Below are 22,337 nucleotides of genomic sequence, written 5' to 3' on the forward strand. Positions count from 1 at the left end.
AAGCTACCCGTTTATTGAACCCGGTTTTGTGCATACTAACCTTTAATTGGCTTCGTTAATGCACATATAGAGGAAGGGTCGAGCGGACATGAAAATTCAGGACGAGACGGTTCGGCATACAAATAAATGGTGGTTTGCCGGATATATCGGTTTTTTTGCCGGAGTTATCTGGGGCGCGCTGAAAATCATCGAGCATTTTTTCCGTTTTACCGAACTTACACCGGGTTTCCTGGTGGAGCCGTTTTTCAGGCATTCGTTTTTAATGACATGGCAAGGTTATTTGGTCGGTTGGGTCTTTTATATCTTGTTTTCGGTCGCCGCTTCGCTTATTTACGGTATATTTTTAGCCAAAGTTAAGGGGCCGTGGGGCGGAGTCGCATACGGCGTTTGCTGGTGGGGACTGCTGTATTTGCTTGTCGGACCGGCCCTTGGCATGATGCCGTGGCTCGGGCAAATCGAATGGAACACGCTGATTACCGACGCTTGTTTGTTCGTATTGTGGGGGTTGTTTATCGGTTATTCGATTTCCGTGGAATTTACGGACGAGAGGACCCGCGAACCATTTAAGAAAGGCGCTTAACAAACGGGGGAAAGTTATGGTAAAATGGCAAGGGTGTTACGCTTGATTCCAAGCGATTATGCAACCGGAGGATGCCATGAAGCGTGTTCTAGTCCTTAACGGACCTAATCTCAATATGCTCGGAATCCGCGAACCCGGCGTGTACGGAACGGTAACGCTCGCCGGAATCGAGGAACGTCTGACGCGGCTCGCCCAGGAGCTTTCGGTAACCGTGGAGTTTTATCAGTCGAACCATGAAGGAGACCTGATTGACCGCATTCACCAGGCGTTTGGAAATGTCGACGGCATTTTGATCAATCCGGGTGCGTTTACGCACTACAGCTACGCTTTGCGCGACGCATTCGGCTCGGTAAACATACCGACGGTGGAAGTCCATTTGTCCAACATCCATAAAAGGGAGGCGTTCCGTCACGTTTCGGTAATCGCTCCCGTTGCGGTCGGACAAATCGCGGGTTTCGGGGCGGACAGCTACGAGCTCGGACTTCGGGCCCTTGTCAAGCATATCGAACAGGCGGGGTGAATCTCATGCAGCTTTCGAGAATAGCGAAGCTTAGAACGGTTCTGCAGGAAAACGGACTGGAAGCGCTGCTCGTCACCAATGCGTTTAACCGGTTTTATTTGACCGGTTTTTCCGGCAGCGCCGGATACGTTCTGATTACCGGTTCCAAAGCTTATCTGTTGGTCGATTTCCGGTATACGACGCAAGCGGCGGAGCAGGCGGCACAATTCGAGATCGTCGAGCATGCCGTAAAACCGATGGATACGGTGAAGGAGCTTTTATCCGGGCTCGGAATCCGTCGTATCGGCTTCGAGCAGCAGGATGTGACGTACGGCGGCTACATCAGCTATCGCGAGCAGCTCGGGTCGATTGAGCTTGTCGCTACCGACAGTCTCGTCGAGAATCTGCGCATGGTGAAAGATGAGCAGGAGATTGCCGTCATGCAGGAAGCAGCGGATTTGGCGGACCGGACGTTCAGCCATATACTGGGCTTCATCAAGCCGGGCGTTTCCGAGAGGGAGCTGGCGGTCGAGCTGGAAATGTTCATGCGTCGCCATGGGGCGACGTCAACTTCCTTCGAGACGATCGTGGCTTCCGGTGAACGTTCCGCGCTGCCTCACGGCAAAGCGAGTGACCGCGTGCTGAAATGGAACGAATTCGTCAAATTCGACTTCGGAGCGCTGTATAAAGGTTACTGTTCCGACATCACCCGCACCGTCGTGCTTGGGCAGCCAACCGAGCAACATAAGAAGATTTACGACATCGTGCGTGAGGCCCAAAGTTATGCGCTGGAGCATATCAAGCCGGGCATGACCGGGATTGAAGCCGACGCACTGGCACGGGGCGTAATCGCCAAATACGGGTATGCGGACCATTTCGGCCATGGGCTTGGCCACGGACTCGGCCTGGAAATTCACGAAGCGCCGCGGCTTTCCAAAACCGGCGAGACGGTGCTCGCTCCGGGCATGATGGTAACGGTGGAGCCGGGCATCTATATTCCGGGGTTCGGCGGAGTGCGCATTGAAGACGATGTCGTCATCACCGAGCAGGGCCTGCGAATTTTGACGCACTCAAGCAAAGACTTGATTGTAATAAACTAGGAGGGTTATCACAGTGATCTCAGTAAACGATTTTAAAACAGGCCTCACTATTGAAGTGGACGGCGACATTTTTACGGTTCTTGATTTTCAACACGTTAAGCCGGGTAAAGGTGCGGCATTTGTCCGCTCCAAGCTGAAAAATATCCGCAACGGCAACACCGTTGAGCGCACGTTCCGCGCAGGCGAAAACGTGGGCAGAGCCCACATTGAAAACCGTCAAATGCAATACTTGTATGCCTCGGGCAGCGAGCATACGTTCATGGATACGGAAACCTACGATCAAGTCAGCCTTCCGGCGGAGCAGCTCGAATGGGAGCTCAACTTCCTGAAGGAAAACATGATGATCAACATAATGAGCTACCAAGGAGAAATTACCGGCATCAACCTGCCGAACAGCGTCGAGCTGAAAGTCGTCGAAACCGAGCCGGGCATCAAAGGCAACACCGCCACCGGCGCCACCAAAAACGCCAAGCTCGAAACCGGCCTTAACGTTCAGGTGCCATTGTTTATCAACGAGGGAGACGTGCTGCTGATCGATACCCGCGACGGCAAGTACATCTCCCGCGCGTAAGCGATTCGGACAAGCATCCCGTTTTCCACCTCGTGGGGAGCGGGATTTTTGCAGTTTTCTAATATGAAAGCCTTGTGATATAATTACATATTGTTATTGTTAGGCAGTTTGAATTGGGCGTTATAAATTGTACTGGGAGTGAGCAGCTTGTCTCTTATAGTCATGAAATTCGGCGGCAGCTCCGTCGGCGATGCGGAGCGCATGAAACGCGTGGCCAAACGGGTTGTGGAAAGACAGCAGGAAGGACATCAATGCGTGATCGTCGTATCGGCCATGGGCGATACAACGGACGATTTGATCGATTTGACGAAGCAAATATGCGATACAACGCCTCCCGCGCGCGAAATGGATATGCTGCTCTCAACGGGCGAGCAAGTATCCGTAGCGCTGCTGTCTATGGCGATACATAGCATGGGATTTTCGGCTATTTCTTTTACCGGCTGGCAAGCAGGTATGTACACGGAAGCGGTTCACGGCAAAGCGCGGATTACGGATATCAAGCCGGACCGTATTCATAAAGCATTAGACGAAGGGAAGATCGTCATCGTCGCCGGCTTCCAGGGAATGACCGAGGAGGGCGAAATTACGACGCTCGGGCGCGGCGGTTCCGATACGACGGCGGTGGCTCTGGCTGCAGCGATCAAAGCGGACGTTTGCGAAATTTTCACCGACGTAGACGGTGTATACTCTACAGACCCGCGTATTGTCCGCGTAGCGCGCAAGCTGAACGAAATTTCGTACGACGAGATGCTGGAGCTCGCCAATCTCGGCGCGGCCGTTCTTCACCCGAGAGCGGTGGAATATGCGAAAAACTACAACGTGGCGCTGGTCGTCCGTTCGAGCTTTAATTATAACGAAGGCACAATGGTGAAGGAGGAAGCGGTCATGGAGCAAGGCCTTGCGGTGCGCGGCATCGCTTACGATAAAAACGTGGCAAGAATCAGCATTTTGGGCGTGGAGGAAAAAGTGGGACAGCTGGCAAAGGTGTTCACCGCTCTCGCCAAGGAACAAATCGACGTCGATATCATCGTACAAAGCGGCGTTATGAACGGCGCGGCCGATTTCTCTTTCACCGTGGCGCTGAGCGATAAAGACAAAGCTTTGTCCGTCATCGAAAGCATCCGCCCGCAGGTCGGCTTCCGCGAAGTGACCTCCCAAGTAGATCTGGTGAAAGTATCGATCGTCGGCGCCGGCATGGTCAGCACTCCGGGCGTCGCCGCGAAAATGTTCGAGGTCATCTCGGACCTCGGTATCAGCATCAACATGGTCAGCACGTCCGAAATCAAGACGTCCTGCGTCATCGACGGCTCCCGCTTGAACGAAGTCATCTCCGCTCTCCATACGGCATACGGCCTTGATACCGACAAGCAAGCCTTCGTCGGCGGTCCTTCTGAAAGACGTTAAGTCTAAGGACGGAAGATACGAGATAGAAGGCAGTAGGCAATAAGCAAACGAGAAGAAAATAAATATAAATAAAAAGTAGATTAACTGAAGCGAAAAAATCCGGTGACGAAGTTCACCGGATTTTTGCTGTTAAGGTATGTGGCGCGTACCGCCAAAAGGTAGGGTAAAGCGTGTCCGCCATAGGTTTTGCGCCAGTAAAACCATGGCTTGACTAACGCGGGCACGAGGCACATACCCGCTCCCCGGCACAGCTCAACCGTACAGCGTGTCCGGCATAGGATTTTTACCCGAAGGTAAAAAAATCCATGCCGGACAAACGCGAACTAGCAGCGAGCAGCCCCTCCATACGGGCGGGTCCAGGGCGCCCGAGCGCCTGGGGTCCCCCTGGAGGGGGATTTAGGGGGTGAGCCCTAGATTTAGGGGGTGACATTGGTTTTACCCCTTCCCGAATATAATCTGAAATACCCGCAGCAAAAAAGCGGTAATACCTGCGGCCATCAACGGCCCAACCGGTATGCCGCGCAAAAAAATAATGCCGAATATCGAACCGATGACAAGACCCACAATGAGCTGTGGGTCTATTTTTAACAGCTCAAGCCCTTTGCCGTTCATGTAAGTGGCGATAGCGCCGCCGACAAGTGCCAAAATGCCGGGCCATGTCGTGAAGACGCTCGTCACGTCCTTCAAATTGATGCGTTCGCTGGCGAACGGTACAAGCACGCCCATCGTCAAAAACAGCAGCCCCAGCTCCAGCCCTCTTCTCTCGATGGTCGGCAGGTAACGCTCCAGGCTGATCAGCTTGATGACCAGCAAAACGCAGGCAGCGGTCGTGATGATATGCGAGCGGCCGATCAGCCCGATAATGATCAATACGACGAGCAAAATGTCTCCGTTCATAGTCCGGCTCCTTGTACTCATAGTTTCTGTTTTAAGTCTATGAGTGGACAACCGATTTAGAACGGAAGCAGAGGACAGGATGTTCCTTTGAAACAGCGGATTATTTCATAACGCCGTTGTGGTACATCGGAACCAGCGTTACTGCATTGACCCGCGAGCAGTACAAAATATCTTCCGAAAAGCCGAGTTTTGTCAGACGTTTTCCGTTATAGCAGTTGAAAAGAGCTTCGGTCAGCCGATCCTTCACTTGACCGTATGCATACATCATCGCCAAGCCGAAATCGCCTACCTGCAGTTCCGGGCCTGCCAGGCGAACCATTTCCTCCACGAGCAGCCCTGCGCACAGACCGTCCTCCAAGCTGTATACGCCGCCTGTTCCCGAGCATAGAATAGTGATATCCTTGCCGAGTTCAAGCGCTTTTTCCGCACAGGCGCTTGCGTTCAGAAGCGCACCGGCCAATATATACGCGGCTTTTTGCGATTTTTGCACGGCTCGGGTGCCGTTGGTCGTCGTCAAAATGACATTCCGGCCGGCTACGGTTTCCGGGCGGTACTCGAAAGGAGAATTGCCGAGATCGAACCCAGGGATTTTTTGGCAAAATCGCTCGCCTCCGAGCAGGTCCCCCGGCTTTTGCGCCTGTTTCGCCTGCTGTACCGTTTCCACGGGGACAACGCCGGCGCAGCCATGGACGAGCGCCGTAATCAATGTGCTTGTCGCACGCAGAACATCGATGACGACGACGGTATTGCCGGCAAGCCCGTCGCTAAGCGCTTCGTCTACGCTTGAAATGACTTGAATGTTCATCGTGCCGCCAGTCTCCTTTTCCGTTCAGCGATTCGTTTTGGATACGGATTAGTTCAGCGCCTCGTTCGGTTCCGCGGCCGTCTTGCCCAGCAGGAGCGTGTCGGAGCGAAGTCCTCGCCGCAGCGCTTCCAGGGAAATGATATCCTGCGGAGCGATATTGCCCAAATGGATATCGGTGCCGAGCGTGGTCAGAAGGTGTACCTGCTGCTCCTTGTGCGGCGCTTCCCACATCAGCACGTCAGGGCTTGGAATCCCTTTGAGCACTTGCTCGATTTCCTTGTCTTTGCATGCCCCGTTTTCGTCGTAAATACCGACACCTTTGCCGGATTCGCGTCCTTCGATCGTCACGAGATCGGCGCCTTGCTCCATATCGATCGTCACGGTTTCGATCAATTCCTCAAGTTCAATCGTCGAACCCCAGCATTTTTTTCCGTATTCCGTAAAGACGGTAAGGTCGGATTCCTTTCCGCGGGAGATGAGCTCGTTTCTCAGGTTACGGTCGATTTCTATCGTTCCGTCGGATACTTCGATTCCGTTGAAGCCGAAGTAGGCGACCATATCGAAAAACGAATCGATCGCGTTTTGGCGGATGGCCACTTCCAGGAACGTGCCTCCGGGATAAACGACGATGTTGTTTGCTTTGGCCAAGTCGATTTTCGTTTTCAGCAAGCTTTTTTTATAGAGGGGCGATGTACCGAAGCCGATTTTAAGCAGATCGATGTAGTCGGCGGCGGTGTCCATCAAATCTTGCAGAGCGTGAAGGCCAAGTCCTTTATCGATCACCATCGTTTTTCCTAAGGTTCGCGGCTTTACGTTCCGGGCGCCGGTCGGGTCGCTGAGCTGCGGATGCCAATCCAAACGAGATGTCACTTCCATCGTTTAAAACTCCTCGCTGTAATGTGGTTGTTTTCTGTGTCATCATATGCATTTTTGATTGGGGGTGTGCCCACTATGCCTAAAAAGAGACGTGCCCGCATAGGGTATAGAAAGGAGGGACTTACGTGCGGCGCGCATTCGCGTGAAGTGCGGACAGCCCGTGCAAGCCGACAGGGAAAGGAGTGAACGCAGATTGTGGGAGACGTTTAACAAGGTGGTGCTCGGCATGGCGAGCCTCAGAATGCTCTCGGGAAGCGTGGAAATCATCGCGGCATTGCTGATGCTTCGCTTCAATCAGATTGACAAGGCGCTGATGGTCAATTCGGGACTTGCCATGGTCGGCCCCCTCGTCTTGCTGACCACGACGACGATCGGCCTCGTAGGTCTAGCGGACAAACTATCATTTGGCAAAATGCTGTGGGTGCTGCTCGGCGTTTCTTTCATTTTTATCGGAATCTTGAAAAAGTAATTGGTCATATTCGGTAGAGGCGGGGCATACATATGTGGTAAAGATGGACAGCTTGGGGGTCTGCCTTGTGCTTGAATCAATTCTAGCAATTCTACCAAAAACGATCAAAGCGATCGTGCAAAATCTACCAATCGCAGTCAAAGAGCAATTGGAAGAAATACGGGTCAGGGAGCGGCGCCCGCTGGAAATCATTTACCGCGGAGGATATGGCTTCGTAAGCGCGGATTCGGAAACAGGCAGCGCACCGGATGCGGCATACCGGCCTTCCCGTGAAGATTGCGCGTCGATTCTTGAGCTGATCACCCGGTACTCGGTATACACCTTCGACGAGGAGCTGCGCCGCGGCTTCATTACGGTCCAGGGAGGCCATAGAGTCGGACTGGCCGGGCGAACCGTGCTCGAGCAGGGCAAAGTCAAGCAGATCAAGGACGTCACGGGCTTCAACATCCGCATCGCCAGGCAAGCGGTCGACGCAGGCAAAATGGTGCTGCCGTACCTGATCGATCCCGGGCTCTCGTCGGTTCACCCGACCTTGATCGTATCTCCGCCCCAGCAGGGAAAAACGACGATGCTCCGGGACCTGGCGCGTCTGATCAGCAGCGGATCCGGCCAGGACCCTCCGGTCCATGGGAGGGGGTTAAAAGTCGGCATCGTCGACGAGCGTTCCGAACTGGCCGCCTCCGTTCACGGGGTGCCGACGTTTGACGTCGGCCCAAGAACGGACGTGCTGGATGGCTGTCCGAAAGCCGAAGGGATGATGATGATGATCCGCTCGATGTCTCCCGATGTGCTGGCCGTCGATGAAATCGGCCGCCCCGAAGACGCTATCGCCATTCACGAGGCGGTGCGCGCCGGCATTCGCGTGCTGGCGACGGCGCACGGGAACGATCTGGCCGATATACGCAGCCGGCCGATTTTGCGGGAGCTGATGGCGGACGGTGTATTCAGCCGCTATGTGGTGCTCAGCCGCAGGCGGGGGGCCGGCACCGTCGAAGCGGTCTATGACGGACAAGGAGCCAGGCTGGATGCGGTTCCTTCATTTTCCGAAGGCAGGAGGCGGTAACTTATGCTGAAGCTGATCGGCTGCGTGCTTATATTGTTTTCCGGCACGATGTTCGGCTTTTATCAGGCATCGCTGCTCTCCCGCAGGCCGAAACAAATACGGCAGTTCATTCAGGCGGTGCAGCGGCTCGAGACGGAAATCGTCTTCGGTCTCACGCCGCTTGCGGAGGCGTTCGGCAAGCTGTCGTCGCAGCTCACGGAGCCGGCGGCAGGGCTGTTTCGCACCGCCGGGGAACGGCTGGCCGCCGCTTCGGACTGCTCGGCCGCAGACATTTGGCGGGAGGCCGCGGAAGAACAGTTCAGGCTCACCGCGATGAAAACCGGAGAGAAGCAAATATTGCTTCAGCTGGGCTGGGCGCTTGGAAGAACCGACCGGGACGATCAGGTGAAGCATCTTCGGCTGGCGGTCAGCCAGCTGCAGGCGGAGGAGACAGGGGCGATCGAAGAGCAGAAACGGTACGAAAGCATGTGGAAAAGCCTGGGGATCCTGATGGGCGCGCTTGTGGTCATTTTAATGTATTAGGAAGGTGCCGCCAATGAACGTCGATGTGAACGCGATATTCCAGATCGCCGGCATCGGAATTATCGTCGCCATGATCCATACGGTGCTTAAGCAGATGGGGAAAGAGGACATGGCCCATTGGGTGACGGTGATCGGATTCGTCGTAGTTCTGTTTATGGTCGTAAGCCTGCTCGACAGCCTGTTTAAAGAGATCAAGACCATCTTTCTTTTTCAGTAAGGTCAGGTGAAGGCCGTTGGAAATGATTCAGATCGTGGGTATCGGACTGATCGCCACCATATTGATATTGATCATCAAGGAACAGAAGCCGATGTTCGCCTTTTTGCTTACCGCTTTTACAGGCATAGCGCTGTTCCTCATGCTGATCGGCAAAATCTCTTCCGTCATTCAGGTGTTGGAAGATTTGGCGGTAAAGTCCAACATCAACATGATCTTTTTGAAAACGATATTGAAAATCATCGGTATCGCGTATATCGCGGAATTCGGAGCCCAAATCGTACGCGATGCGGGGCAAGAATCGATCGCTTCCAAAATCGAGCTGGCCGGAAAAATTTTAATCATGGTGATGGCCATTCCGATCGTGTCCGTCATCATAGAAACGGTTGTGAAAATGATTCCGGCTTAAGGCGGTAGGAGTTGAAGCAAATTGTCGCGGCCATGGAAACGAGTGCTATTTATGACGGGAAGCTTGCAAACGGCTGTATCCGGCAGCATGTCAGGCCTGACAGCGGCGGCTCCGTTCGATCAGGTCGTCAGGGAGCAGGCGGAGCATTTGCCTACGGATCAGGTTGAGCAATTTTGGAACAAGCTGGTCAACGAATACGGCGGATTTTTTCCCGACAGCCAAACCCCGAGCTTCATGGACCTGCTCACGGGGGCGAAGCAGCTGAGCATGACCTCGGCGCTGCAGAGCGTGCTCAAATACTTTTTTCACGAGGTTCTCTATAACGGCAAGCTGCTGGCGGCTATCGTCGTATTGACCATCTTCAGCATACTGCTCGAGACGCTGCAAAGCTCCTTTGAAAAAAACGCGGTGAGCAAAATCGCCTACTCGATCTGCTTTCTCGTGCTGATGATAATGGCGATCAACAGCTTCAGCGTAGCGATCGGGTATGCCAAGGGCGCGATCAATGACATGATCAACTTTATGGTGGCGGTCGTTCCGCTTCTGCTGACGCTGCTCGCTTCGATGGGCAATGTCGTTTCGGTGTCGGTGCTGCATCCGCTTATTATATTTATGATTCATACGGTAGGGACGGCGATTTACGCCTTCGTATTCCCGCTCTTGTTTTTTTCCGCCGTGCTGCATATCGTCAGTTCGCTGACGGACAAATACAAAGTAACCCAGCTCGCCAACCTGCTGCGCAACATCGGACTCGGTTCCTTGGGTGTATTCATCACCGTATTTCTCGGCGTCATCTCCGTGCAGGGGGCCGGCGGCGCCGTGGCGGACGGAGTCACGATCCGCACGGCGAAATACATTGCCGGCAACTTCGTTCCCGTCGTCGGCCGCCTGTTCGCAGATGCCTCCGAGACGGTCATCGGCGCTTCACTGCTTGTGAAGAATGCCGTCGGCCTCGTCGGCGTCGTCATCATCATCCTGATCTGTGCGTTTCCGGCCATCAAAATCATCACGCTCGCGCTCATCTACAATTTGTGTGCGGCCATCATGCAGCCGCTCGGCGACAATCCGATGATCGCTTGCCTGGAAACGATCGGGAAAAGCATGGTCTACGTGTTCGCCGCCCTGGCGGTCGTCGGATTGATGTTTTTCCTCGCCATTACGATCATGATCGCGGCGGGCAACGTCTCGGTCATGGTACGCTAACCGACATGAAGCTGAAGGAGTGAAGGCGCATGGAATGGCTCGGCGGGTGGCTGCGGCAAATCGTTCTGGTCATCCTGCTGGCGACATTTATCGATTTGATCCTCCCGAGCAGCACGATGCAGAGGTACGTAAAAACAGTCATCAGCCTGTTCATTCTGCTGACGCTGCTGAATCCGGTGTTCGGGCTGCTTCACGACAAATGGGATCCGGACCGGCTGATCGCCGAGGCGACTGCGGCCGGGGAAAGAAGTTCGGGCGGCAGCGGCGGGGCTTTGCCTTCGCTAAATGCGATCGAGCGGCAGTCCGATCAGCTCAGGGAGATGCAAAACCGGCAATCTCGCCGGCTTGTGGAAGAGCAGCTTGCGGCCCGCATGAAAGAGAACATCGAGAAGCAAAGCGGCATGGCGGTCAAGAGCGTACGCGTGACTACCGTCCAGGATGAGAAAGGCCAAGCTTCCATCGGGAACGTACTCATCGCTTTACAGGAACAGGGTACCGGCAAACCCCAAGCGGGAAAACCAGGCAATGACATCAGCATTGAGCCGGTCCAGCCTGTCAACATAAATATCCAGCCTCTCAAAACGGAGGCCGGCGCCAAACCTGCCCAATCGGCGTCGTCGCCGAAGGAGGAGCAGACCAAAGCCGCCGTGCTGAACCTGCTTCGCCAGGAATGGCAGCTAAAGCCGGAACAGGTCGACATTACTTTTGAAAAAAAATGAGGACTGTTTGAGATACCCAAGCGCAGGTGATGAGGATGCCGCAGGGGCGAAGCGAGCTGCTTTGAAATCGGCAAGTCCGGTGAATAATCATCTGAGGAGAAACGATCCGCACTCGAAGCGGACAATTATTCATTGGACTTCCGGAACGAAGCACCCTTCACCGAAGCGTTACATTTCTCAATCAATCCTCCACGAACCGAGGTGAACCAATGGGCAAATTCATCCAACTGATCGAAAAATGGCTGGGAGGCGGGGAAGGCGGCACGAAGCGGGTACAGACGTTCCGCTGGCTCATCCTCGTTGGGCTGATCGGTGCAGCATTCATGATCCTGAATTCTTTTATCCATATAAAAGAACTCGACCCCATTGGCGAGAGCCGCGGCTCGCCGCCCCAGTCGGAGAAGCCGGCCTTTCTCGGCTCCGGCGGCGGCAAGGAGCAGACATCGTTTCGCGAATACGAGGAGGCTTACGAGGCTCAGCTCCGCGACATTTTGACCAAAATCGTCGGAGTCGGCGATGTCGAAGTGCTGGTGACGATCGAGTCCACCGAAGAAGTCGCCGTCGAGCGCAACACCCAGGAAACGCAGCAGACGACGAACGAAAAGGATCAGCACGGCGCGACCCGGCACGTCACCGATGTTACCCGGAGGGGAGAAGTCGTTCTCTACGAAGTATCCGGCGGCAAACAGCCGCTCATTCTGAAAACGATCAAGCCGAAAATTCGCGGTGTCCTGGTCGTAGCGCGAGGGGCCGAAAACCTGACGGTCAAAAAGATGATCAGCGAGGCGGTCGAACGCGGATTGGACGTACCCGCACACCGCATCTCGATATTGCCCCGCAAGCAGTAACCGACGGCAATTCAACCATTAACCATACAGCGCAAAGCGCCTAAATTAAAGGAGGAATTTGAAGATGAATGCAAAAAGACAAACGGTTTGGCTGGTATCGATGCTCAGCTTGATGGTGGTCCTTTCCGCTTATTACTTGTTCACGGAAGACGTGAACCAGCTCGAGTTTACCGGCACAGGCGTTAAGCAGGGCAGCGAAATCAAAGTGACGACGAATGAACACAGCACTTCGGGCACCGAGGCGAAATCGTCCGGAGCAGGCACGGATGCGGCAGCAGACGCGAAAGCTGCCGCTCCGACGGACGCGAAAACCGACGCCAAAGCAAGCTCGACCGGGACTGTGGATGCTTCCAAGCAAAACGCGGGGGCTGCGGATTCCAAAGCAAGCAGCGTGAAAACCGATGCGAAAACGGACTCCAAATCGACGGCGGCGCAAACGCAGACCGGCACGGATGCGGCTAAATCCGACGCCAAAATACTCGACCAGGTGAAGGCGCAGGCGACGTCCGGTTCCGACTTTTTCGTCAGCCAGCAACTGAAGCGCAACGAAGAAATGGGCAAGCAGACGGAAAAGCTGATGACGATCATCACCGACTCCAAGCAAAACACCGAAGCGGTTTCGAAAGCCTATGAGGATCTGCGGAAGCTCGAGGATAAGGAAGCGAAAATCACCAATCTCGAAGAAAGCCTGATGAAGGATTTCCCGCAAGTCTTTGTGAACGAAGAAGCGAGCAAATGGAAAATTGTCGTTCAGACAAACAAGCTGGAAAAAAGCCAGGCGGTCAGCATCGTCGACAAAGTGATGAAAGAAATGAGCGTAGGCCCGGAAAATATCGTCGTTCAGTATATGCCTTAACCGGTAAATATCCCCTGCGGCCGTGCCGCAGGGCAGATTGTTGACAAAGCCCCGGTTTTTCGGGGCTTTTGTAGGATCATTTTTTGAATTTAGCCCTAAAAATAGAAGATCGCCTCTTATCCGGCCCTTTTAGCCAGGATATTGGCGATCTTTTTAATGTTTTGACATAGTGCAGTCAGTAATGCTTGCTGCTGCACTTTGTTTCGGCCGCGGAACCGGCAGTAGCGAAGCCCATGGAGCTCTTTGGCATCCGCGAAGCTTCGCTCAATCGTCTGGTATCGTAAGCGGTAGAGATATTTGCCGGACTTGCTTCTACCGTTTTGTTTTACCCACTCTTTACTATCCTGCCATACATGCCTGGTGATGACTTTTTGGTGATTCCGGGACCGGGTACATTCTTTGAGCATGGGGCAGTTCGCACAATGATTCGGATCCGACTTATACTGTCTGTAGCCTTCGCGATCCGTTGTCGTATATTTCAATTCGTGTTTTTGTGGACATATATACACATTGTTCTCCGCATCATACTTAAATCGCCACTTAGCCATTAATCCTTTAACTGGGGTAAAGGCTCTACCTCCGATGACCGCGTATATTTTCTTGTCTTGAAGCTTTTTGCAAATGTGCGACGTGAAGTAACCTGCATCCAGTGCGACGGCTTCCAGTGTTTTTTCGAATTTAAACTTCTTGATGATATGTTCCAAACGCTCTATGTAAGGGACAGAATCGTGAACATTGCCGGCAGTGACGTGGACATCCATGATGATGTTGTATTTGTGGTCGACGGTCCGATGATCGAGATAGAAAAAGCCTTCCGGCTTACCGTCCCGCACCATATAACCGCTCTCCGGATCGGTTGTGCTTACCTTCGTTAGTTTGGTTTCTTCCACCTCCTCTCGTGGCTTTAAAGCTTTTTTCCATGAGCCTCGCGATCGGCACGAATTGCTTCGTCCAGTTCTTCCATGTAGGCCTTCGTACTCTTGGTTACTTCCTCTTGAACAAACTTTCGTTTATTCGCATTGGCCTTAAGATGAGTTGAGTCGGTGATAAGTACCCGACCGGCAACGAGACGATGTTGAATAGCAAGCAGAACGACCCGGTCGAAGATTTGTTGAAGTACATCGCCTTCTTGAAGACGTTCACGAAAGTAGCTAAGGGTGCTATGATCCGGCACGCGATCCTTGAGCCCAAGCCCCAGAAACCATCGATAAGCATTATTAGAGAAAACCTCTCTTTCCAACCGTCGTTCGGAGCGAATGCCGTCAAGATACCCGATCAATAGCATCTTGAAAAGCATGATGGGATCTGCCGAGGGACGTCCATTATCCTCGCAGTAATAAGGACGGACTAAGTCGAGAATAAAGGAAAAGTCGATATGCTTATGTACTTTACGAAGAGGATGATCTGGATGAACCAGTTCCTCGATACACACCAATTCATATTCATTTTGGACATTCGGATTAGAGCGAAGCATAGGATCCACCGCCTTAAGAGTATATTTACATTATAACATATTAACGCGGTAATTTGTTAAAGATATTGAACGAAAAAGTAGCCTGTTGGGTTTTTCAACAGGCTGCCCTGCGGCCGTGCCGCAGGGGTTTTTTCGTCAAAAGAAGTGTTTTTTCGCGGAAGGAATCGACGGGCGGAAGGTGGAATCATAGATTTGATGTTTATGTCCGCGACTTGGTTGTGATATAATACATTAGTCTCACGGTTCCATGTTTCACCAACGTTGAAGGAGTGAATGTATTTGTTTAAGCTTAGCGAGATTAAAGAATTAATTAAACTGGTCGATCAATCTACTTTGCAAGAGCTTGAAATCGAAAGCGAAGGGTCGCGCCTTTTCATTCGCAAGCCTAATAAAACCGAATCCGTCATCGTCGCGCCTGCGCAGGTTCAACCAGCATATGCGCCGGTTTTGGCGCATCCCCGCGCGGAGCAGCCGGGCACGGACGCACTGGCGGCGGCGCCTGCGCCTGCCGCGGAGAAGAAAGCGGCAGCCGACCCAAATTTACATACAATCGTCTCTCCGATGGTAGGAACTTTTTACCAAGCACCGTCTCCGGGCGCGCCCGCATTCGTATCGAAAGGAGACCGTGTGAACGAGAAGACGGTCGTATGTATCGTCGAAGCGATGAAGCTGATGAACGAAATCGAAGCCGAAGTGAGAGGCGAAATCGTCGAGGTGCTCGCGGAAAACGGCCAGCTCGTCGAGTACGGACAACCTCTTTTCCTAGTTAAACCGGAGTAATTTTCAGGAGGAATCCCAGTGAAGTTTCACAAAATATTGATCGCCAACCGCGGAGAGATCGCTGTCCGCATTATACGCGCCTGCCGGGAGCTCGGCATTTACACGGTAGCCGTATATTCGGAAGCGGACCGCGATGCGCTCCATGTCCGCATGGCGGACGAGGCTTACTGCATCGGTCCGTTTTTGTCCAAAGACAGCTACCTTAACCTGACGAATATTATGAGCGTCGCGACCTTGACCGAATCCGATGCCATTCATCCGGGCTACGGCTTTCTTGCCGAAAATGCCGATTTCGCGGAAATTTGCGAAAGCTGCAACATCACATTTATCGGTCCTTCTCCGGAAGCGATCAGCAAGATGGGCGACAAATCCGTCGCCAAGCAGACGATGAAGGACGCCGGCGTACCTGTTATTCCGGGCTCCGACGGCCTTGTGGAAGATTTGGACGAGGCGATCCGGCTCGGCCGGGAAATCGGCTACCCGCTGATCATTAAAGCGACCGCGGGGGGCGGAGGCAAAGGCATCCGCATCGCCGAAAACGAAGAAATGCTGATCTCGCAAATTACGACCGCCCAGCAGGAAGCGCAGAAAGCGTTCGGCAACGCCGGCGTTTATCTGGAAAAATATTTGACGGGCATGAAGCACGTCGAAATTCAAATTTTGGCGGACAAGCACGGCAACGTCGTCCATTTGGGCGAGCGCGACTGCTCGGTGCAGCGCCGCCGTCAAAAGCTCGTCGAGGAAGCGCCTTGCCCGATCCTCACACCGGAAACGAGAAAAGCGATGGGCGATGCCGCCGTTCGCGCCGCCAAAGCGGTGAACTATTCGGGAGCGGGCACGCTCGAGTTTTTGCTCGGGCCCGACGGCCGGTTCTACTTCATGGAAATGAACACGCGCATTCAGGTCGAGCATCCGGTGACGGAGATGATCACCGGCATCGATATCATCAAAGAGATGATCCGCGTAGCCGAAGGCGAGCGCCTGTCGTTCCGCCAGGAAGACGTGCAAATTAACGGCTGGGCGATCGAATGCCGCGTCAATGCGGAAGATCCTAACCGCAATTTTATGCCTTCCGCCGGACAAATTCAGTTCTATCTCCCTCCGGGAGGCTTCGGGGTGCGCGTGGACAGCGCCGCTTATCCGGGATATACGATTCCGCCGCATTATGATTCGATGATCGCAAAGCTGATCGTATGGGGAACGGATCGAAACGACGCGATTGCCCGAATGAAACGGGCTTTATCCGAGTTTACGATCGAGGGGATATCCTCGACGATCCCGTTCCACCTGAAGCTGATGGACCATAAAAAATTTATCGCCGGCGACCACGATATCAAGTTTCTCGAGGAGCATGACGTAAACGATCCGGAATCTTGACGATTATTTGTCATATATTTCGGATAATGGTATAGTTATAAGATAAGACATGCTCCGGAGCCAGTCTGTCAGGCGAAAACTTACTTTTTAGGAGGTTCATACCATGAACGCAGCGCTTGCGGATTATGAAAAAACCGAGATGGGCACCATTCAAATCGCTCCCGAGGTTATTGAAGTGATCGCCGGTCTTGCTACGATAGAAGTGCCGGGAGTTGCCGGGATGAGCGGCGGTTTTGCCGGCGGCATCGCCGAGCTGCTCGGCCGTAAAAACTTGTCCAAAGGCGTCAAGGTGGAGGTCGGTCAAAGGGAAGCGGCGATCGACGTATCCGTAGTTATCGAATATGGCTTCCGAATTCCGGAAGTTGCCGGCGCGATCCAGCAAAACGTCAAACACGCGATCGAATCGATGACCGGCCTCAGCGTCGTTCAGGTGAATGTTCATATTCACGACGTGCTTTTCAAAGGCATGGACAAAGCGGAAGAAGCGGAAAACGTCGTACAGCGCGTAAAATAATACGACCAAGAGCCCCCCTGCTGATGCCAGGGGGTTTGCTCTATGTGGAAGGGGTAAGATTTTGTGGTAAAAATGCTCGACAGGCTGCTGTTGTTTCTGTATACGCTTGCCGTGCTTGTAGGCTCGGCCCTTGCGCTTGCTGCAGCCTTTGCTTGGATTCCGTATGAGGACGCCGGCCGCTTTTTGCGCGATGTTTATTATGATCAAAAAATTGCTTTTACGTTTATCCCGTGCATGATCGTTCTTTTTCTGATCAGCATCCGCTTTTTTTACATAGCCGTCCGTCCGGGGCGCGCCCAGGCGCCTTCCATCGACCAGCGTACGGAATTCGGCGATATCCGCATTTCAATTGATACCGTCGAAAATCTGGCTTTGAAGGCGGCGAACCGCACGCGCGGGGTCAAAGATTTAAAGTCGCGGGTCCGAGTGAACCACGCCGGACTTGACATTACGATACGCGCGATTGTGGACGGGGAGAATTCCATTCCGGCGCTCACGGAAGAAATGCAAGGCGCCGTGAAACGGCATGTGGAAGAGATAACGGGAATTCCGGTGGCGATGGTCTCCGTATACGTGGCCAACATTCAGCAAACTGCTCCGACATTTAGAAGCAGAGTCGAATAGAGGTGGACAGGCCCATGTGGAAACAGCTGTGGGAACATCACCGGGGAGTTGTGCTCGGCGTCGCGGGGGGCATCGGACTCGGCTTCATCTACTTGTTTTTCGGATTTTGGGACATGCTGATCTTTGCTTTTATCGTCTTTCTCGGTTATTATTTCGGGGTAAAGGCGGATCGGGGCGAGCCCTTGTTTCCGTTTGAAGACACGCGGGATTGGCTGTCCGACCGGTGGAGAATGTTCAAATGAGAACGTTTCGGGTCTTTCCGTTTGGAAATGGCCCATTTTGCCATTATAATAGGAGAAACGATTTCGTTTTTCCGATAAGGGGGACAATCATGAAACGCAGAGTAGCCAGAGAAATCGCGCTTCAGGTGTTATATCAAATGGAAATGAATCAGGTGTCCGCAGCGGAGGCGATCCGTATCGCCATAGAGGAAGCGGAAAACGACAACGAAGCGAATTTGGACGTAGGTGACGACAAAATTTCGCCGCAGTACATAAAGGAACTCGTCGACGGAACGCAGAAACATTTGCCTACGATTGACGAGCTGCTGCTCGAATATTTGAAAGGCTGGCAAATGGACAGGCTGTCCCGGGTGGACCGCCAGGTGCTGCGCCTTGCCGTATACGAAATGATCTACCGCGAAGACGTGCCGCCGAAGGTCGTCGTCAACGAAGCGATCGAACTGGCCAAACATTTCGGCACCGAGGAGTCGGGCAAGTTCGTCAACGGCGTTTTGGGCAGGATGATCAAAGAACTGGAAGCGATCAAATCGAAAGCTTTGCAAAAACACGAACAATAGTTTCGGTTTAGCCTGCTACCAGCGAGAATTGAAATCGTGGAGGGGAAAAAGCCATGTCGGCACATGTCATTAACGGAAAAGAAATCGTAAGTTCTTACCGCGCGGAAATCAAGGAAGAAGCTCATGCTCTGACGGCTCGGGGGACGCAGCCCGGGCTTGCGGTCGTCATCGTCGGGGAAGATCCGGCTTCGCAAGTGTATGTGCGCAATAAAGCGAAAGCTTGCGAAGAGGCGGGAATGTATTCGGAGGTTCACCGCCTGCCTGAACAAACGTCCGAAGCCGAGCTGCTGCAGCTGATTCGCGAGCTTAACGGAAACCCGAAAATTCACGGCATCCTTGTGCAATCCCCGCTGCCGAAGCATATTTCGGAAGAACGCGTCGTCGAGGAAATCGCGGTCGAAAAGGATGTCGACTGCTTCCATCCGACGAACGTCGGCAATGTGACAATCGGCAAAGATGCGCCACTGCCTTGTACACCGGCCGGTGTCATTCAGATTTTGAAAAAAGTCGGCATTCCGATCGCCGGAAAACATGCGGTTGTCGTCGGGCGCAGCAACATCGTCGGCAAACCGATGGCGCTCCTGCTGCTCAGGGAGCACGCCACCGTGACGATCTGCCATTCGCGCACACCGAATATGGAAGAAATTACACGGCAGGCGGACATTCTCGTCGTCGCCGTAGGCAAGGCGAACATGATCGGCAAGCGGCATGTCAAGCCGGGTGCCGTTGTCGTTGACGTCGGCATCAACCGGCTCGATACGGGAAAGCTTGCCGGCGACGTTGATTTTGAGGACGTACTCGACACAGCGGGCTACATTACGCCGGTTCCCGGCTGCGTCGGCCCGATGACGATTACGGTGCTGCTGCGCAATACATTGGAAGCGGCGAAGAGAGCGTCACAGGCTGAAACGGCCGTCAAGGCGTGAACGCGAAATGTCGATGAAAGAACGGAAAGTCCTGTCGATCAAAGATTTGAACCGCTATATCAAAATGCGTCTGGAGGGCGATGCGGGGCTGCAGGATGTGTGGCTGCGCGGGGAAATCTCCAACTTCACGCACCATTCCAGCGGACATATGTATTTCACGCTGAAGGATGCGGAGAGCCGGCTCAAATGCGTGATGTTCGCTTCGCAGAACCAGCGGCTCTCTTTTATGCCACGGGAAGGGTCGAAGGTGCTCGCCTGCGGCAATATTTCCGTCTACGAGCGCGACGGTCAATATCAGTTTTACGTTTCGCAAATGCAGCCGGACGGCATCGGGAGCCTCTACCTGGCCTTCGAGCAGCTGAAAAAAAAGCTCGAAGCCGAAGGTTTGTTCGCCGCTTCGCGAAAGAGACCGATTCCGCGTTTTCCGAAAGCGGTCGGCGTCATCACGTCGCCGACCGGAGCGGCGGTGCGCGACATCATCATTACGCTGCAGCGGCGCTATCCGGCAGTGCCGATTTTGCTTTACCCCGTGCTGGTGCAGGGTACGCAGGCGGCGCCGTCCATCGTCAAAGCGATCGAAGCGATGAACGCCCGAGCCGAAGTCGACGTGCTGATCGTCGGTCGCGGCGGCGGGTCGCTGGAGGAGCTGTGGGCGTTTAACGAAGAAATCGTCGCCCGCAGCATCAGCGCGTCGAACATACCGGTCATCTCGGCGGTCGGCCACGAAACCGACTTTACGATCGCCGATTTCGTCGCCGACCTTCGGGCCGCCACTCCAACCGCCGCCGCCGAGTTGGCCGTGCCGCACCATATGGAGCTGAAGCAGCAGCTCAGCTTCATAAGCCAAAGCCTCTACGCCGCTTTATCGCGTCAGGTGAACCGGAAGAAGGAGAAGCTTGGCGCACTGAAGCGTTCGCCATATCTCATGTATCCGCAGCGGCAGCTGCTTCAGCCGGCACAGCGGCTTGACCGGCTCAAGGAGCAGCTTGCGTACAAGATGAACGGCAGGCTGGCTAAAGCGGGCGAGCGGCTGATGAAGCTGGAGCGGACGCTGACGGCGCACAATCCGAAAAATCAGGCGATGTTCGCCCGCAAGCGGCTCGATTCGGCAGGGCGCCAGCTTGTGCAGTCGATGCAGGTGACGCTCCGGCAGCGCAAGCAGGAATGGCTCACGCACGTTCGGCAGCTCGACGCGCTCAGCCCGCTCAAGGTGATGCAGCGCGGATACAGCTTGGTGTACGATGAGAAGGAAAAACATATCATCAATTCTATCAATCAGGTACAAATCGGGGACATATTGAAATTGCGTTTGAAGGACGGGCGTGTCGACGCGCACGTCTGGGCGATGGAGGAGAAACCGGATGACAAACGAGGAAACGGCGCTTAGCTTCGAGCAGGCGATGGAGAAGCTGGAGCATATCGTGCTCCAGCTTGAAAACGGCGATGTCCCTTTGGAAAAAGCGATCGAGCTTTTTCAGGAAGGGATGAAGTTGTCCCAGCTGTGCAGTCAAAAGCTGGAGCATGTGGAGCGAAAAATCGAGATTTTGCTGGAAGAAGAGGGCGGCATGGTCAAAAAGCCGTTCAATCCGGCAGCGGACGAGAAAGGTGACAATCATTGAGCGTTGGCGTCTCCATAGAGGACTACATTGAAAATATGGCGCGAAAAGTGGAAGCGGAGCTTGGATTTGCTTTTCCGCCGGAATGGCACATTCCCGAAAAACTGAAAGAATCGATGCAGTATTCCCTGATGGCAGGGGGCAAAAGACTGCGCCCGATTTTGGTCATTGCGGCGGCGGAAGCGTTCGGCGGCCGGATCGAAGCTGCTATTCCCATTGCCTGCGCCGTGGAAATGGTGCACACGTATTCGCTGATCCACGACGACCTGCCGGCCATGGATAACGATGACTACAGACGGGGAAAACTAACCAATCATAAGGTATTTGGCGATGCGATGGCGATTCTTGCCGGGGACGGTTTGCTGACGCATGCGTTTTACAGCATCGTTCAGGCACACCGCAAATTCGGGGTGCCGGCCGAAGCGGCACTCTCGATCGTTGAGGATTTGGCCGTGCTGGCCGGGGCTAAAGGAATGGTCGGAGGCCAGGCCGCCGATATACTCGGAGAACAAGGGATCACCCGGCTGGAGGAGCTGGAATACATTCATGTCCGCAAAACAAGCGATCTGATCGTCTTCAGCTTAAAAGCGGGAGCCCGTCTGGCGGGGGCCGGGGAGCCGCAGCTCGCGGCGCTGGAGAAGTTCGGGCATCATATCGGTCTAGCTTTTCAAATCCAGGACGATATCCTCGATCTGATTGGAGATGAACAGAAGCTGGGCAAGCCGGTCAAAAGCGACGAAAAGCAGATGAAAGTGACGTATCCGTATTTTATCGGCATCGAAGCTTCGAAGCGAAAAATTGAGGAGCTTACCGAGGGAGCGAAGTCGGCGATCATCGAGGGCGGCATCCCCAAACCGGATCGGCTGCTGCAGCTTGCCGACTACTTGATGGCGCGCGATCATTAAGTGACAGGGAAGCAAGTTCGGCTTGAGCATGTTCCGTTGAGGTGCAGCGGCTTATCGTGGTATAATAGCCTTGTTTAACTTGCGGAGTGGTGCAGTATTCTAGTCAGTCCGGCATTTTGAGGGCGGGCCTAAAAATTCGCCGAAGGGCACATCGATGAAGTTCCTGGTGTTGGCTTTGGGCGCCCAGCCCGGGGCTGATGCTGGGAGTTAAGGTTGGAGGGCGATCCGCAATGGCATGCGGGCGTTGACCCTCCTTCCGCGGAGGCCCAAGTGCGTGGCTCCATCCT

28 protein-coding genes are annotated in these 22,337 nt (G+C 53.9%); 24 read left to right on the forward strand and 4 right to left on the reverse strand.

The genetic code is table 11. The features are described from left to right. Positions 1-88 precede the first annotated feature (88 nt). The 5 genes from MYS68_RS07775 to MYS68_RS07795 all read left to right on the forward strand — a co-directional run bounded on the left by MYS68_RS07775 (position 89) and on the right by MYS68_RS07795 (position 4,154). A complete protein-coding gene (locus tag MYS68_RS07775; protein ID WP_248925288.1) occupies positions 89-580 on the forward strand; it encodes a YqhR family membrane protein in 492 nt (163 codons plus the stop codon). A 76-nt stretch (positions 581-656) separates the two neighbouring features. Beyond that, positions 657-1,100, forward strand: a complete 444-nt coding sequence (gene aroQ / locus MYS68_RS07780; RefSeq protein WP_248925289.1) for a type II 3-dehydroquinate dehydratase — start codon at positions 657-659, stop codon at positions 1,098-1,100. 5 nt (positions 1,101-1,105) lie between these two features. Beyond that, the gene (locus MYS68_RS07785) at positions 1,106-2,179 is read left to right on the forward strand and encodes a M24 family metallopeptidase (protein ID WP_248925290.1); all 1,074 of its coding nucleotides are present in this window, start codon (positions 1,106-1,108) and stop codon (positions 2,177-2,179) included. Positions 2,180-2,192: 13 nt separating this feature from the next. Beyond that, positions 2,193-2,750 carry an elongation factor P gene (gene efp / locus MYS68_RS07790; protein ID WP_248925291.1) on the forward strand — a complete coding sequence of 186 codons (558 nt, stop codon included), beginning with the start codon at positions 2,193-2,195 and terminating at the stop codon, positions 2,748-2,750. A gap of 147 nt (positions 2,751-2,897) precedes the next feature. Further along, positions 2,898-4,154, forward strand: coding sequence for an aspartate kinase (locus MYS68_RS07795; protein WP_248925292.1), 1,257 nt, complete (start codon positions 2,898-2,900; stop codon positions 4,152-4,154). Between the two features lie 435 nt (positions 4,155-4,589). On the opposite strand, the gene MYS68_RS07800 is transcribed toward MYS68_RS07795, so the two are convergent. The 3 genes from MYS68_RS07800 to comA all read right to left on the reverse strand — a co-directional run bounded on the left by MYS68_RS07800 (position 4,590) and on the right by comA (position 6,732). Next, positions 4,590-5,051, reverse strand: coding sequence for a DUF441 domain-containing protein (locus tag MYS68_RS07800; protein WP_248925293.1), 462 nt, complete (start codon positions 5,049-5,051; stop codon positions 4,590-4,592). 100 nt (positions 5,052-5,151) lie between these two features. Beyond that, positions 5,152-5,856 carry a 2-phosphosulfolactate phosphatase gene (locus MYS68_RS07805; RefSeq protein ID WP_248925294.1) on the reverse strand — a complete coding sequence of 235 codons (705 nt, stop codon included), beginning with the start codon at positions 5,854-5,856 and terminating at the stop codon, positions 5,152-5,154. A gap of 48 nt (positions 5,857-5,904) precedes the next feature. Next, entirely contained in the window at positions 5,905-6,732 is an 828-nt protein-coding gene (gene comA / locus MYS68_RS07810; protein ID WP_248925295.1) for a phosphosulfolactate synthase, read from the reverse strand. Positions 6,733-6,925: 193 nt separating this feature from the next. Here comA and MYS68_RS07815 point away from each other — a divergent pair, with 193 nt between their 5' ends. From MYS68_RS07815 to MYS68_RS07855, 9 genes are all read left to right on the forward strand, one after another. After that, positions 6,926-7,201, forward strand: a complete 276-nt coding sequence (locus MYS68_RS07815; RefSeq protein WP_420852100.1) for a YqhV family protein — start codon at positions 6,926-6,928, stop codon at positions 7,199-7,201. 67 nt (positions 7,202-7,268) lie between these two features. After that, the gene (gene spoIIIAA / locus MYS68_RS07820; RefSeq protein WP_248925296.1) at positions 7,269-8,264 is read left to right on the forward strand and encodes a stage III sporulation protein AA; all 996 of its coding nucleotides are present in this window, start codon (positions 7,269-7,271) and stop codon (positions 8,262-8,264) included. Between the two features lie 3 nt (positions 8,265-8,267). After that, entirely contained in the window at positions 8,268-8,786 is a 519-nt protein-coding gene (gene spoIIIAB / locus MYS68_RS07825; RefSeq protein WP_248925297.1) for a stage III sporulation protein SpoIIIAB, read from the forward strand. 13 nt (positions 8,787-8,799) lie between these two features. Beyond that, positions 8,800-9,003, forward strand: coding sequence for a stage III sporulation protein AC (gene spoIIIAC / locus MYS68_RS07830; protein ID WP_131013129.1), 204 nt, complete (start codon positions 8,800-8,802; stop codon positions 9,001-9,003). A gap of 16 nt (positions 9,004-9,019) precedes the next feature. After that, positions 9,020-9,409 (forward strand): stage III sporulation protein AD, encoded by a 390-nt coding sequence (spoIIIAD, locus tag MYS68_RS07835; RefSeq protein ID WP_248925298.1) that lies wholly within the window; start codon positions 9,020-9,022, stop codon positions 9,407-9,409. Positions 9,410-9,460: 51 nt separating this feature from the next. Further along, entirely contained in the window at positions 9,461-10,612 is a 1,152-nt protein-coding gene (gene spoIIIAE / locus MYS68_RS07840) for a stage III sporulation protein AE (protein WP_248925299.1), read from the forward strand. Positions 10,613-10,641: 29 nt separating this feature from the next. Then, positions 10,642-11,331 carry a stage III sporulation protein AF gene (spoIIIAF, locus tag MYS68_RS07845; RefSeq protein WP_248925300.1) on the forward strand — a complete coding sequence of 230 codons (690 nt, stop codon included), beginning with the start codon at positions 10,642-10,644 and terminating at the stop codon, positions 11,329-11,331. 209 nt (positions 11,332-11,540) lie between these two features. Continuing rightward, a complete protein-coding gene (gene spoIIIAG / locus MYS68_RS07850; protein WP_248925301.1) occupies positions 11,541-12,179 on the forward strand; it encodes a stage III sporulation protein AG in 639 nt (212 codons plus the stop codon). A gap of 64 nt (positions 12,180-12,243) precedes the next feature. Then, on the forward strand, positions 12,244-13,035 hold the full coding sequence (locus MYS68_RS07855; protein WP_248925302.1) for a SpoIIIAH-like family protein: 792 nt from the start codon (positions 12,244-12,246) through the stop codon (positions 13,033-13,035). A gap of 116 nt (positions 13,036-13,151) precedes the next feature. Here the strand turns inward: MYS68_RS07855 and MYS68_RS07860 are convergent. Continuing rightward, a protein-coding gene (locus MYS68_RS07860) for an IS1182 family transposase (RefSeq protein WP_248924449.1) occupies positions 13,152-14,509 on the reverse strand; the annotation gives its coding sequence in 2 pieces (ribosomal slippage) (positions 13,152-13,945 and positions 13,945-14,509; 1,359 coding nt in all). Between the two features lie 279 nt (positions 14,510-14,788). Between MYS68_RS07860 and accB the strand changes: the two genes are divergently transcribed. The 10 genes from accB to MYS68_RS07910 all read left to right on the forward strand — a co-directional run bounded on the left by accB (position 14,789) and on the right by MYS68_RS07910 (position 22,050). Continuing rightward, complete coding sequence (gene accB / locus MYS68_RS07865; protein WP_248925303.1) at positions 14,789-15,289, forward strand: acetyl-CoA carboxylase biotin carboxyl carrier protein; 501 nt, start codon at positions 14,789-14,791, stop codon at positions 15,287-15,289. An 18-nt stretch (positions 15,290-15,307) separates the two neighbouring features. Next, positions 15,308-16,666 (forward strand): acetyl-CoA carboxylase biotin carboxylase subunit, encoded by a 1,359-nt coding sequence (gene accC, locus MYS68_RS07870; protein WP_248925304.1) that lies wholly within the window; start codon positions 15,308-15,310, stop codon positions 16,664-16,666. A gap of 103 nt (positions 16,667-16,769) precedes the next feature. Beyond that, the gene (locus MYS68_RS07875; RefSeq protein ID WP_248925305.1) at positions 16,770-17,180 is read left to right on the forward strand and encodes an Asp23/Gls24 family envelope stress response protein; all 411 of its coding nucleotides are present in this window, start codon (positions 16,770-16,772) and stop codon (positions 17,178-17,180) included. 63 nt (positions 17,181-17,243) lie between these two features. Next, positions 17,244-17,804, forward strand: coding sequence for an alkaline shock response membrane anchor protein AmaP (gene amaP / locus MYS68_RS07880; protein WP_248925306.1), 561 nt, complete (start codon positions 17,244-17,246; stop codon positions 17,802-17,804). Between the two features lie 14 nt (positions 17,805-17,818). Beyond that, on the forward strand, positions 17,819-18,046 hold the full coding sequence (locus MYS68_RS07885) for a DUF2273 domain-containing protein (protein ID WP_248925307.1): 228 nt from the start codon (positions 17,819-17,821) through the stop codon (positions 18,044-18,046). 89 nt (positions 18,047-18,135) lie between these two features. Continuing rightward, a complete protein-coding gene (gene nusB, locus MYS68_RS07890) occupies positions 18,136-18,603 on the forward strand; it encodes a transcription antitermination factor NusB (protein WP_248925308.1) in 468 nt (155 codons plus the stop codon). A 53-nt stretch (positions 18,604-18,656) separates the two neighbouring features. Further along, the gene (folD, locus tag MYS68_RS07895; protein ID WP_248925309.1) at positions 18,657-19,529 is read left to right on the forward strand and encodes a bifunctional methylenetetrahydrofolate dehydrogenase/methenyltetrahydrofolate cyclohydrolase FolD; all 873 of its coding nucleotides are present in this window, start codon (positions 18,657-18,659) and stop codon (positions 19,527-19,529) included. A gap of 13 nt (positions 19,530-19,542) precedes the next feature. Beyond that, complete coding sequence (xseA, locus tag MYS68_RS07900) at positions 19,543-20,916, forward strand: exodeoxyribonuclease VII large subunit (RefSeq protein ID WP_248930844.1); 1,374 nt, start codon at positions 19,543-19,545, stop codon at positions 20,914-20,916. Beyond that, positions 20,891-21,148 (forward strand): exodeoxyribonuclease VII small subunit, encoded by a 258-nt coding sequence (gene xseB, locus MYS68_RS07905; RefSeq protein ID WP_248925310.1) that lies wholly within the window; start codon positions 20,891-20,893, stop codon positions 21,146-21,148. Before xseA ends, xseB begins: the two co-directional genes overlap by 26 nt. 35 nt (positions 21,149-21,183) lie before the next feature. Next, complete coding sequence (locus MYS68_RS07910; RefSeq protein ID WP_248930845.1) at positions 21,184-22,050, forward strand: polyprenyl synthetase family protein; 867 nt, start codon at positions 21,184-21,186, stop codon at positions 22,048-22,050. Positions 22,051-22,337 lie beyond the last annotated feature (287 nt).

It is taken from the genome of Paenibacillus hamazuiensis (assembly GCF_023276405.1).
GTDB classification, from domain to species: domain Bacteria; phylum Bacillota; class Bacilli; order Paenibacillales; family NBRC-103111; genus Paenibacillus_AF; species Paenibacillus_AF hamazuiensis.

Bases quoted from the DNA above. Each gene is read 5' to 3' on its own strand.
- MYS68_RS07775 (WP_248925288.1), top strand. From the start codon at position 89: ATGAAAATTCAGGACGAGACGGTTCGGCATACAAATAAATGGTGGTTT.
- aroQ (WP_248925289.1), top strand. From the start codon at position 657: ATGAAGCGTGTTCTAGTCCTTAACGGACCTAATCTCAATATGCTCGGA.
- MYS68_RS07785 (WP_248925290.1), top strand. From the start codon at position 1,106: ATGCAGCTTTCGAGAATAGCGAAGCTTAGAACGGTTCTGCAGGAAAAC.
- MYS68_RS07800 (WP_248925293.1), bottom strand. From the start codon at position 5,051: ATGAACGGAGACATTTTGCTCGTCGTATTGATCATTATCGGGCTGATC.
- MYS68_RS07805 (WP_248925294.1), bottom strand. From the start codon at position 5,856: ATGAACATTCAAGTCATTTCAAGCGTAGACGAAGCGCTTAGCGACGGG.
- comA (WP_248925295.1), bottom strand. From the start codon at position 6,732: ATGGAAGTGACATCTCGTTTGGATTGGCATCCGCAGCTCAGCGACCCG.
- spoIIIAB (WP_248925297.1), top strand. From the start codon at position 8,268: ATGCTGAAGCTGATCGGCTGCGTGCTTATATTGTTTTCCGGCACGATG.
- spoIIIAC (WP_131013129.1), top strand. From the start codon at position 8,800: ATGAACGTCGATGTGAACGCGATATTCCAGATCGCCGGCATCGGAATT.
- spoIIIAE (WP_248925299.1), top strand. From the start codon at position 9,461: ATGACGGGAAGCTTGCAAACGGCTGTATCCGGCAGCATGTCAGGCCTG.
- spoIIIAF (WP_248925300.1), top strand. From the start codon at position 10,642: ATGGAATGGCTCGGCGGGTGGCTGCGGCAAATCGTTCTGGTCATCCTG.
- spoIIIAG (WP_248925301.1), top strand. From the start codon at position 11,541: ATGGGCAAATTCATCCAACTGATCGAAAAATGGCTGGGAGGCGGGGAA.
- MYS68_RS07855 (WP_248925302.1), top strand. From the start codon at position 12,244: ATGAATGCAAAAAGACAAACGGTTTGGCTGGTATCGATGCTCAGCTTG.
- MYS68_RS07875 (WP_248925305.1), top strand. From the start codon at position 16,770: ATGAACGCAGCGCTTGCGGATTATGAAAAAACCGAGATGGGCACCATT.
- MYS68_RS07885 (WP_248925307.1), top strand. From the start codon at position 17,819: ATGTGGAAACAGCTGTGGGAACATCACCGGGGAGTTGTGCTCGGCGTC.
- nusB (WP_248925308.1), top strand. From the start codon at position 18,136: ATGAAACGCAGAGTAGCCAGAGAAATCGCGCTTCAGGTGTTATATCAA.
- folD (WP_248925309.1), top strand. From the start codon at position 18,657: ATGTCGGCACATGTCATTAACGGAAAAGAAATCGTAAGTTCTTACCGC.
- xseA (WP_248930844.1), top strand. From the start codon at position 19,543: ATGAAAGAACGGAAAGTCCTGTCGATCAAAGATTTGAACCGCTATATC.
- xseB (WP_248925310.1), top strand. From the start codon at position 20,891: ATGACAAACGAGGAAACGGCGCTTAGCTTCGAGCAGGCGATGGAGAAG.
- MYS68_RS07910 (WP_248930845.1), top strand. From the start codon at position 21,184: ATGGCGCGAAAAGTGGAAGCGGAGCTTGGATTTGCTTTTCCGCCGGAA.